Source organism: Pelagicoccus sp. SDUM812002 (assembly GCF_031127835.1).
In the GTDB taxonomy this organism is placed as follows: domain Bacteria; phylum Verrucomicrobiota; class Verrucomicrobiia; order Opitutales; family Opitutaceae; genus Pelagicoccus.
This window is the reverse complement of the sequence record NZ_JARXHX010000039.1, coordinates 1-8,542: the sequence shown is the minus strand read 5'-3', so window position 1 is coordinate 8,542 and position 8,542 is coordinate 1. Positions and strand designations below refer to the sequence as shown.

Below are 8,542 nucleotides of genomic sequence, written 5' to 3'. Positions count from 1 at the left end.
CAAAACGCCCGGCGTGAATCAGGCCCTATCTAATCGCTACCTCAAGGAACAGGGACTGTTGTCGCTGGTGGACTTGTGGTCGCGCGTTCACTATCTGGATACGTCCCGATAGCGTATTGGAACCGCCTAGTGCGGATCGGCTTGCTAGGTGGTGTGGGAGCTGGGGGAGTTAATGCCCCTGGCTACCCGATTTGGGCTAATGCTTCATTCGGATTGAATTGCGGTTGAACGAGGGATGCCTCGGAGGATAGTCGCCGCTTCGTCTATTTGTTTGTTTTTCTTCATCCCTACAGATAGGAACCAGGTCCCTAAAGCCAGGACGGGCCAACCTATAAAGATGGGAATCGTGATGACCCCAATAACAATTAAGAAAATCGATATTTTTTTGGACACATGTCCATCTATACTTTCGTATCCGGATGTGTCGTTGCGAGCTGCTAAAGGCTCTATATTGCTTCCTTGAGCTTCTCCTATTATAGTCACATGGTCACCTTCGGATAGCCAGCTAACACTCCCTTGAATTTGGATTTGGCGACCATCTAGTCGGAAGGCTGTGTTGTGAGCAGTTCCAACGGGTGCTCCTTTTGTTCCTCCGCCCCCGGTGCTAGTGGTTCGAACTACGTGACTGACTTTGCCTGATATCGCAGTAAGTTTCATTTCTGATATTTTTTTGCCCATCGCAGAGGCCATACGTGGAGGCCTCAGTTGGGGTTCCATTTCAAGTTAGTGTTTTCAAGTCTGGGATCGAGGCGAGAGAGGCGGGCGATTGCCGGAATTGTATGCACCGACTTGATGGCAATCTTCGTTTCTTCAAAGATGTTCCGCTTGTCATCTGGCTCTTCTTTTGGGTTCGTTCCTGTCGGTTTCGGTTGCCTTCGGACTCGGGCTTTCTTTAGCAACGCTTCGGGGTCGCTGGGGGATTCTACGCAAAAACTGATGCTTGAACAGCCAGTCGTCATGATCTGTCTCTATGGTTAGACTCGAATCGGACCACATCGTATTGGCTTGGGGGATGTCGTGGTCGCACTGCTTGAGGATGCTGCTTACATCGATTCGAGTACGTCTCCTTTATTCAGTTATATAATCACATTTTCTGCCATCGCCGAGTGCATACTATGGCGGCGGCGCAGCGTCCGGAATTGTATGCCACGTCTGTTTCACCCCATATTTGAATATAGTTCGATTGGAGTGAGTTTTGCGTATCGAGTGAAATCTTTGTCCTTCGTTAAGATTGATGCCTTCCATTTTACTGCACAGGCACAAATGAGAAAATCTGTATGTGATCCATGGACGCCTTTGCTTCTACATAGATTGTAGAATGATGCAGCCGTTTCATATATCGGTTCCTCAATTCTTTGACTTGGGAATGCTCTCAACGCGTCTCTAATCTTTTCGAATCGTTCAGGCTCTTTGATTCCTGACAATGCCTCTTGTCGAATCGGGCCGATCATTACGACTTCGCCTTCGTTGACAAGGTTGCGAAGCTCTAGGACGCGAAGACTTTCTTTTCCTTTTCTTCGGAAAGCCTCAGACCAGACGTCAGAATCTACTATAACCATTATTTCTTTCGAGCTTTCTTGGGTTCGTAGTCTTCGAAGTAGTCTACGGTGCCGAATAGATCGAGGACCTTCTTTTGTTCTCTTCGGACTATGAATTCTCTGAGTGCTTCGTTAACAGTGTCTTTTTTTGTTTTCTTTCCTCCTATTTTTAGTGCTTTGCTTAAGAGGGCGTCGTCGATTGCGAGATTTGTTGCCATGTGTGAGTTTTTACACATCAAAGTCTGACGGTCAATCTTTTTGGTGAACGTCGAGACCATACGACGAGGCTTAGGCTTGGCCTCAATTTCTGAGGTCGTTGATTTGGGTGTCTTGTGTTGGAAGGAGCGGGCGTTTGCCGAAGTTGTATGCGTCGTCTGGCTCGAATTTTTGTTACGGTTCCAAAGTCATAGGAATAAAGATAATATATGGAGCTTCTCTTGAATGCTTTGAAGCGACTGGAAATCGTGATCTTCGAATCGATGTGAGGCATGCTTGCTCTAGATCTGCTTCTACTTCGCTTTCTTTGATAAAAGCATCAGTAACTTTTCCTTTTTCGTTCACGACAGCGCCTATGACCACTTTTCCGCCTCGTTTTTCCTTCCTAGCTTTCGCTGGATAAATGGGGTTTGAAAACTTCGTGGGCATGAAGTCTTGGCTGATAGCATAAACAGGATATTCAACCTTTTTGTATTCAAATTTTTCCGAAGCTTGAAGACTTAAGGTTGCTGTGATGAGAAGGGTGAGGAGTATTGTTTTGATATTCATGATCATAAAGAGGGTGTACAAAATTTTGTGTAAGTAGCTGGCTGCGGGGCTGTTCGTAACCATAAAGGACACCCTACGATGAAAGACAAGATCAAGGACGAGCTGCTCGACCAGCTCCTTGAGAACTACATGGATCACTGGATACGTCGCCGAATCCGTTGCTGCTATTGGAAGCAGTGGAAGAGGATCGCCAATCACGTTCGCAACCTGACGTCCCTTGGGGTGAGTCGCCGCAATGCGACCATCACGGGGGTGACGAAGCTGGGCCACTGGAAGATGTCCAAGTCGCCCGGCGTGAGCCAGGCCCTATCTAAGCACTACTTGGAGGAGCAAGGGGTCCTGTCCCTCGTAGACCTCTGGTCGCGTGTACGCTATCCGGATACGTCCCGATAGCGTATTGGAACCGCCTAGTGCGGATCCGCATGCTAGGTGGTGTGGGAGCTGGGGAGTTAATGCCCCTGGCTACCCGATTTCATCCTATTTTTTCCTAGGTTGGATGAGTTCTATCGGGATGTGCTTTTTGTATAAGAGGTAGTCTTTGTCTTTAGAGAGAATCGGTATATTCCAATGAACCGAGCAAGCGCAGATCACGAAATCGGTATTGGATCCTTGGATTCCATTGCTTCTGCAGAGGTTGAAGAATCGCGCTGCCAAAACATACACTTCCGAGGGAATCGCACTGTCTGGAAATGCTGCCAGTCTTTCTGAAAACGAATCGAACACCTGTCTTTCCCTGATTCCGGAGAGGACCTCCATTCTGATTGGTCCGATGATCTCTATACGTCCCTCCTGAATCAGGTCGACCAGTTCGTCCACATGAGCCGATTTCTTTCCCTTCTTTCTTCTGAGTGCCTCAGACCAAACGTCGGTATCTACGATTACCTTCACTTAACTTTTCTCTGCTTCTTGTAGTCGTAGTCAGGGTCTAGGTCCACCGTGCCAAAGAAATCAAGAATCTTAAGTTGTTCTCTCCGTTGGACATATTCGGAAAGTGCCTGATTCACGGCTTCCTTCTTCGTTCTCATTCCACCGAGCCTCATGGCTTTCGATAGGAGGTTTTCGTTCAGTTCGATGTTTGTTGCCATGTGCGAAGTCTCGCACAAAGATCGGTTGAGTCAATTTCTTTGATGAACGCCAAGACCATACGACGAGGCCTAGGCTTTGCCTCCATTTCTGAGGTCAATGATTTGGGTGTTTTGTGTTGGAAGAAGCGGGCGTTCGCCGAAGTTGTCCGCCACGTTTGGGTATGCTCGGCATGCTGATAACCTAATATGGTGAAAGTCCATTGTGAGAGACCTGAACAACAAATCGATCACTAGAGAAGCACAAGCGCGCAGTCGCGAGGTTGGGTGCGAAAGCAGTGTGGATCAAACCGACGAGCAGATGTACAAGTACCGAGGAATGTAATGACGACAGCGAAGCGAACAACACGCCATAGGAGGCGCTGACAGCGGGCGAGCGGGCCAAGGATCGCGAAGCACATCAGGTCAGTCTGGAAGCGTAAATGGCGCAGTTGCGTCGGGAAAGGGTATCAGCTTATCCGAGGAGGCCTCTACCGCTGGCTTGCCAGGGCTTCAATCCGCCCGCGAACAGGCGCAGCTTCGCCAGCGATGGCGGGGTGGTCTACGGTAGAGGAGTCAGCAGAGGGCATAGTAGCCGCGGAAACGGAAGCGGAGTAGCTGCCGACGGGTCACCCGTCCAGCGAAGAGTCGTCCACGATCCATCAAACGCTCTGTCTAGTACTGGACGGCAGCTCAGCGAAAACAGCTACGGCTTCCGGCCGAACCGTCGAGGGCACGATGCGGCGCGTCGCATCGACGGACACATAGCCGAAGACTGCCGTTGGTCGGTGGACATCGACCTGAAGTCGTTCTTCGACAAAGTCCCGCAGGCTCGCGCCTTGAAAGCGCTGCGCGAACGTCTCGAAGGGGCCGGACCCGTGGTGCGTCTGGTCAGGCGCTACCTGCAAGCGGGCTACGTCGAGCTGGGATCCTGTCACGACACGCCGGAGGGGATGCCGCAAGGCGGCCCCTTAGCCCTTTGCTCTCGAATCTAGTGCTCGATGCATTAGACAAAGAGCTCGAAAAGCGTGGCCACAAGTTTGTCTGCTACGCGGACGACTTCGTCGTGCTCGTGAAAAGCGAGCGCTCCGCTCTTCGCTTCTTCGATAGCCTGTATCGGTTTATTGAGGACAAGCTTCAGCCAGAAGTGAAGCGCGAGAAAAGTTCGGTCCGCCCGGTTAGGGAACTGAGCTATCTCGGCTTCAGTTTTCGGATGAAGAAGATCGTGATTAGCGAAGACTCGCTGGCGGAGTTCAAGTACCGTCTCAGGGAGTACAGCTGTCGCAACTGGGGCGTGAGCATGGGCTACCGCATGGCAAAGAACTGTCGCTACGTACGCGGCTGGATGGGCTGCTTTGGTCACGGCGCTGTATCCAGCGTCTGGCGGCCAATGGACCAATGGCTGCGTCGCCGTCTTCGCATGTGCTACTGGCGCATGTGGAAACGTGCCAAACGGCGCTATCTAAACCTGCGCAAGCTGGGAGCGAAACACAAGGAGGCGGCGGGCTTCGCCCGCACCTCGAAGGGCTATTGGCGTGTATCCAAACATCTCGGCTGCAAGGCTGGGATGACGAACGATTGGCTGTCGAACGAGAGCCTGATTGAAATCAGGCAACAATGGTTGAACGTAAAGTTCAGGCGTATAACCGCCATAAAGCAGACTGCGTAACACAGTGATCAGTCTGGCTGCGGATCCGCAGGGCAGGTGGTGTGAGAGCGGGGGGAGTCAATGCCCCTCGCTACTCGATTTGGCACCATTTTATTCACCATAATGTGACCACATTCTCAATACGTGTACAATATTTTGCTCTTCTAAGACTTCGTAGACGAGTCTGTGCTGAATATTGATTCTTCGAGAATAGCAACCTTCTAGGTTTCCTGTGAGAACGCCAATTCTTGGAGGTGATTGAAATGGATCCTTTTTGATGATTTCTATCAATTCAGATGCCTTTGTCTTTAAATTGCTTTTTGTTAGTTTTCTGGCGTCTTTTTGTGCCTGCCTAGAGAAGATAATATCGTAGCTCACCAATCCAGTGCGGTTGATCCTTTTTCAATTCCCTCTTTTCTGGCTTCCTGGATGGACTTAACCATGCCTGGAATCGATTGGAGGTAGAGAGTTTCTTGAATCGATCTCCAATCGTCCTCCGAGATCAGGACAGCGTTACCTCTCTTCCCAGTGATCTGGATTGGCTCATGAGAGGTATTTGCTTCGTCTATGAGTGAGTAGAGCTTCCCTCTGGCTTTTGTGGCTGTGACGGTGTTCATTGAGGAAGCGTGCGTAAAAGCGTGCGTTATGTCAATTCCATCTTTTGCCAACGTCGAGGTGATACGCGAGGGGCGGGTTAAAGCCTCCACGTCGGGTTGGGTATGAAGGTGTCTTGGGTGAAGTGAAAGACGGAGCGCTTACCCGAGTTGTATCGGCCGCCTTGTGTGTGCCCGGCATGGGCACGTTGTAATTGGGTGAAAGTCCCATGTTCATGAACTGTACATATCAAGAGAAAGGACTAGACTATGGCACCTGCGGAATTGTGAGGTTTCGTGGGAAGGAAGCCTACGTCAAAGATGCGGGCTTACGAAAAGTACCGAGGACGTAGTCCGACAGCGAAGCGAAAAACAACGGGATATAAGGCTGGTATGGCGGGTGAGCTGGCACAACACAGCGAAACCCTCAGTTCAGCCATGAAGGTAAATCCCGAGGTCGCGCATCGAAACAACGTGTTCTTACCCGGGGAGGCCTCGTCCACGGGCGGTGTCGGCTTAAATCCGCCGACAAGGCATCGCGGTTCGTCCAGCAATGGACGCGTTGAGGGGCGAGGAGTCAGCCGAGGTCATAGTAGTTGCGTGAAACGAGCCAGGGAGTAGCTGCCGACGGGTTACCCGTCCAGCGAAGGTGTCCGGATGGCTCACCCGCGACGAAGGACCGAACCTAGGAGGCGGAAACGACCGGGCGCGGCTATGAGCGATCATGCGCCGCAGCCCGAGGAGAATGGAGTTCCGCAGAACGGTCTGCTAGAGCAGGTCCTGAGCGAATCGAACCTGAATGCGGCGTGGAAACGCGTGCGGTCAAACAAAGGCGCTCCGGGTGTCGACGGGATGTCGGTCGAGGAGTTTCCTGCGTTCGCTCGCGATCACCTGCCGCGCCTGATAGGGCAGATACGCGAGGGCCGCTACGCTCCGGCTGCAGTAAGGAGAGTCTGGATACCTAAGTCGAATGGTGAGGAGCGCCCTCTGGGCGTACCCACCGTTGTGGATCGGGTGATCCAGCAAGCCATAGCCCAAGTGCTGGGTCCGGTTTTCGATGCGGACTTCAGCGACCGGAGCTACGGTTTCAGGGTGGGGCGTCGCGCGAGCGACGCCGTCGAACGGATAAGGAATGCAGCCTGGATGGATGCAGCTGGGCAGTGGAATGCGACTTGAAGAGTTACTTCGACGTCGTGAATCACGACCTGCTGATGCATCGCATCGGCCTGAAGGTCCGTGACAAGCGCGTACTGCGTTTAATCTGCAAATACCTTCGAGCCGGCGTGAGGCTTGAGGATGGGACTGCCGAGAAGACTCCGAGAGAGGTTCCTCAAGGCGGTCCCTTGTCGCCGCTGCTGGCCAATATAATGCTGGATCCTCTCGATCGCATGATTGAGGGGATGGGGCTGCCGTCGGTTCGCTACGCGGACGACTTCCTCGATGGCGAGATCGAATGCCAGAGCCTAGGAGGCCTTGGTGGAGATACGCCGCTACGTGGAGTGCAAGCTCAAACTGTTGGTCAACGACGACAAGACGCGCGTGTCCCCTCTGGGGAAATGCGAGTTCCTCGGCTTCAATGTCGCGGGAAAGCGGATACGCGCGAGCGAGAAGTCGCTCAAGCGGTTCAAGCTGCGCGTGAAGGAGCTTACTTCGCGAAGCCTGGGCGTATCGATGGAGGTTCGACTGTCGAAGCTCCGTTCGTATTGCGTCGGTTGGTTCCACTACTTCAAGCCGGGTCTGCTTTTCAAGGACACTCGGGCTTGGGACGGATGGATCCGCCGCCGCGTACGCCTATGCTATTGGAAGATGTGGAAATTGCCTCGGATGAGACGTCGGATGCTGTTAGGGCTCGGCGTTGAACCCTCGGCGGTGAAGTTGGCGAGCCGTAGCCGGAAGGGCTATTGGCGGCTCAGCATGAATTCACTTGTTCGATACGCGTTGTCCAACTCTTGGCTCGAGAAGCAAGGAGTCCCATCGCTGTACAAACTGCTGATCTTCTTTAGAAACGGCGTTCAGGCGAACGCCTGAACGCCGCTATATAACTGGTAAACGCCACTTACGGATCCGTATGAGTGGTGTTGTGGGAGCTTGGGGGGTTAATGCCCCGGGCTACCCGATTTCGGCTTAATTTTTGTATACATCTTATCGGTGACCGACTTTGACCACGTGAACAACTAGATGGTCATCAAAGATTTCGTAAATGACTCGATAGTTGCCGATGCGAATCCTATATAGCTCTTCATTGGTGAGCTTCTTTGCCCCATCTGGTCTAGGCTCATCAGCTAAGTCTTCGATTTTGGCTAAAATCCGCTTTACCTCCTTTTTGTGTATCTTCTTGAGGTCTTTGCGTACGGAAGAGGCGAATTCTAGGTTATATAGTGCCATCTTTCTTAAGCTGGGAAAGTAGCTCGTCGTAGCTCACTGTCTTCTCTTTTCTTCGAACTTTCCAGTCGGAGATGTCCTCCAGGTCCTCCCTTAGAACCATTTTGAGGGCATCGTTGACAAGGTCAGACATGGACTGTCTCGTTTCCGCTGCCTTGATTCTCAACGCCTTATGAAGGGTGTCGTCTAGGTATAGTGTTGCTTTGCTCATGATCACGCCATCTTGACGGTTTGACGCTAAAACGGCAAGATGTCTTTTCTGCCGAACGTCGAGCTCAGACGCGGCGGCTTGCCGCCGTTGTCTGCAGCGTCTGGGTACGCCCGGCATGGGCGTCGACTGATGTGGTTAAAGTCCACTGTACATGGAACCTGTAGGGTATCATCGATAGTGAGAATGAACTAAGAAAAAGTACTAACCGAAGGCAACTGCGAAGTGGCGACGCTTCTGGGAAGGAAGCCCTAGGCAAAGCCGCGAGACGATGGACAAGTACCGAGGAATGTAATGACGACAGCGAAGCGAACAACACGTCATAGAAGGCTCAGTGTCTCGGGCGA

Annotated in this window: 13 protein-coding genes and 2 pseudogenes; 5 read left to right on the top strand and 10 right to left on the bottom strand. The window is 52.0% G+C overall.

Translation table 11 applies throughout. From position 1 onward, the window contains the following. Positions 1-204 precede the first annotated feature (204 nt). From QEH53_RS23080 to QEH53_RS23070, 4 genes are all read right to left on the bottom strand, one after another. Entirely contained in the window at positions 205-717 is a 513-nt protein-coding gene (locus tag QEH53_RS23080; protein WP_309025602.1) for a hypothetical protein, read from the bottom strand. Between the two features lie 440 nt (positions 718-1,157). Further along, positions 1,158-1,559, bottom strand: coding sequence for a PIN domain-containing protein (locus tag QEH53_RS24285; protein WP_345785749.1), 402 nt, complete (start codon positions 1,557-1,559; stop codon positions 1,158-1,160). Beyond that, the gene (locus QEH53_RS23075; RefSeq protein WP_309025601.1) at positions 1,559-1,756 is read right to left on the bottom strand and encodes a type II toxin-antitoxin system VapB family antitoxin; all 198 of its coding nucleotides are present in this window, start codon (positions 1,754-1,756) and stop codon (positions 1,559-1,561) included. Before QEH53_RS23075 ends, QEH53_RS24285 begins: the two co-directional genes overlap by 1 nt. Before the next feature lie 172 nt (positions 1,757-1,928). Beyond that, positions 1,929-2,303 carry a TonB family protein gene (locus QEH53_RS23070; protein WP_309025600.1) on the bottom strand — a complete coding sequence of 125 codons (375 nt, stop codon included), beginning with the start codon at positions 2,301-2,303 and terminating at the stop codon, positions 1,929-1,931. 78 nt (positions 2,304-2,381) lie between these two features. Between QEH53_RS23070 and QEH53_RS23065 the strand changes: the two genes are divergently transcribed. Beyond that, a complete protein-coding gene (locus QEH53_RS23065) occupies positions 2,382-2,696 on the top strand; it encodes a group II intron maturase-specific domain-containing protein (RefSeq protein WP_309025599.1) in 315 nt (104 codons plus the stop codon). Between the two features lie 84 nt (positions 2,697-2,780). Here QEH53_RS23065 and QEH53_RS23060 read toward each other — a convergent pair whose 3' ends face one another. After that, positions 2,781-3,191, bottom strand: coding sequence for a hypothetical protein (locus QEH53_RS23060; protein ID WP_309025598.1), 411 nt, complete (start codon positions 3,189-3,191; stop codon positions 2,781-2,783). After that, positions 3,188-3,388: a type II toxin-antitoxin system VapB family antitoxin gene (locus tag QEH53_RS23055; RefSeq protein ID WP_309025597.1), complete on the bottom strand. Its 201-nt coding sequence runs from the start codon at positions 3,386-3,388 to the stop codon at positions 3,188-3,190. The genes QEH53_RS23060 and QEH53_RS23055 overlap by 4 nt, the downstream gene beginning before the upstream one ends. Before the next feature lie 419 nt (positions 3,389-3,807). Here QEH53_RS23055 and QEH53_RS23050 point away from each other — a divergent pair. Both QEH53_RS23050 and QEH53_RS23045 read left to right on the top strand, forming a co-directional pair. After that, positions 3,808-4,511 (top strand): annotated as a pseudogene (locus QEH53_RS23050) (reverse transcriptase domain-containing protein); the annotation flags it as partial. A 66-nt stretch (positions 4,512-4,577) separates the two neighbouring features. Further along, positions 4,578-5,033 (top strand): group II intron maturase-specific domain-containing protein, encoded by a 456-nt coding sequence (locus tag QEH53_RS23045; RefSeq protein WP_369426453.1) that lies wholly within the window; start codon positions 4,578-4,580, stop codon positions 5,031-5,033. Between the two features lie 90 nt (positions 5,034-5,123). Here the strand turns inward: QEH53_RS23045 and QEH53_RS24280 are convergent, their stop codons facing one another. Together QEH53_RS24280 and QEH53_RS23040 are read right to left on the bottom strand one after the other, a co-directional pair. Continuing rightward, entirely contained in the window at positions 5,124-5,393 is a 270-nt protein-coding gene (locus tag QEH53_RS24280; RefSeq protein WP_345785748.1) for a Txe/YoeB family addiction module toxin, read from the bottom strand. Beyond that, complete coding sequence (locus QEH53_RS23040; RefSeq protein WP_309025594.1) at positions 5,387-5,629, bottom strand: type II toxin-antitoxin system Phd/YefM family antitoxin; 243 nt, start codon at positions 5,627-5,629, stop codon at positions 5,387-5,389. The genes QEH53_RS24280 and QEH53_RS23040 overlap by 7 nt, the downstream gene beginning before the upstream one ends. Positions 5,630-6,262: 633 nt before the next feature. Between QEH53_RS23040 and QEH53_RS24550 the strand changes: the two are divergent. Together QEH53_RS24550 and QEH53_RS24545 are read left to right on the top strand one after the other, a co-directional pair. Next, a pseudogene (locus QEH53_RS24550) lies at positions 6,263-6,984 on the top strand (reverse transcriptase domain-containing protein); the annotation flags it as partial. Positions 6,985-7,276: 292 nt separating this feature from the next. Beyond that, positions 7,277-7,633 (top strand): group II intron maturase-specific domain-containing protein, encoded by a 357-nt coding sequence (locus tag QEH53_RS24545; RefSeq protein WP_369426452.1) that lies wholly within the window; start codon positions 7,277-7,279, stop codon positions 7,631-7,633. 114 nt (positions 7,634-7,747) lie between these two features. Here QEH53_RS24545 and QEH53_RS23025 read toward each other — a convergent pair whose 3' ends face one another. Next, on the bottom strand, positions 7,748-7,990 hold the full coding sequence (locus tag QEH53_RS23025) for a type II toxin-antitoxin system RelE/ParE family toxin (protein WP_309025591.1): 243 nt from the start codon (positions 7,988-7,990) through the stop codon (positions 7,748-7,750). Continuing rightward, positions 7,977-8,198, bottom strand: coding sequence for a hypothetical protein (locus QEH53_RS23020; protein ID WP_309025590.1), 222 nt, complete (start codon positions 8,196-8,198; stop codon positions 7,977-7,979). The genes QEH53_RS23025 and QEH53_RS23020 overlap by 14 nt, the downstream gene beginning before the upstream one ends. Positions 8,199-8,542 lie beyond the last annotated feature (344 nt).

Excerpts from the sequence above, each read along its gene's own strand:
- QEH53_RS23040 (WP_309025594.1), bottom strand. The coding sequence starts at position 5,629 with ATGAACACCGTCACAGCCACAAAAGCCAGAGGGAAGCTCTACTCACTC.
- QEH53_RS23045 (WP_369426453.1), top strand. The coding sequence starts at position 4,578 with ATGAAGAAGATCGTGATTAGCGAAGACTCGCTGGCGGAGTTCAAGTAC.
- QEH53_RS23070 (WP_309025600.1), bottom strand. The coding sequence starts at position 2,303 with ATGAATATCAAAACAATACTCCTCACCCTTCTCATCACAGCAACCTTA.
- QEH53_RS23080 (WP_309025602.1), bottom strand. The coding sequence starts at position 717 with ATGGAACCCCAACTGAGGCCTCCACGTATGGCCTCTGCGATGGGCAAA.
- QEH53_RS23065 (WP_309025599.1), top strand. The coding sequence starts at position 2,382 with ATGAAAGACAAGATCAAGGACGAGCTGCTCGACCAGCTCCTTGAGAAC.
- QEH53_RS23020 (WP_309025590.1), bottom strand. The coding sequence starts at position 8,198 with ATGAGCAAAGCAACACTATACCTAGACGACACCCTTCATAAGGCGTTG.
- QEH53_RS23055 (WP_309025597.1), bottom strand. The coding sequence starts at position 3,388 with ATGGCAACAAACATCGAACTGAACGAAAACCTCCTATCGAAAGCCATG.
- QEH53_RS23075 (WP_309025601.1), bottom strand. The coding sequence starts at position 1,756 with ATGGCAACAAATCTCGCAATCGACGACGCCCTCTTAAGCAAAGCACTA.
- QEH53_RS23025 (WP_309025591.1), bottom strand. The coding sequence starts at position 7,990 with ATGGCACTATATAACCTAGAATTCGCCTCTTCCGTACGCAAAGACCTC.
- QEH53_RS24285 (WP_345785749.1), bottom strand. The coding sequence starts at position 1,559 with ATGGTTATAGTAGATTCTGACGTCTGGTCTGAGGCTTTCCGAAGAAAA.
- QEH53_RS24545 (WP_369426452.1), top strand. The coding sequence starts at position 7,277 with ATGGAGGTTCGACTGTCGAAGCTCCGTTCGTATTGCGTCGGTTGGTTC.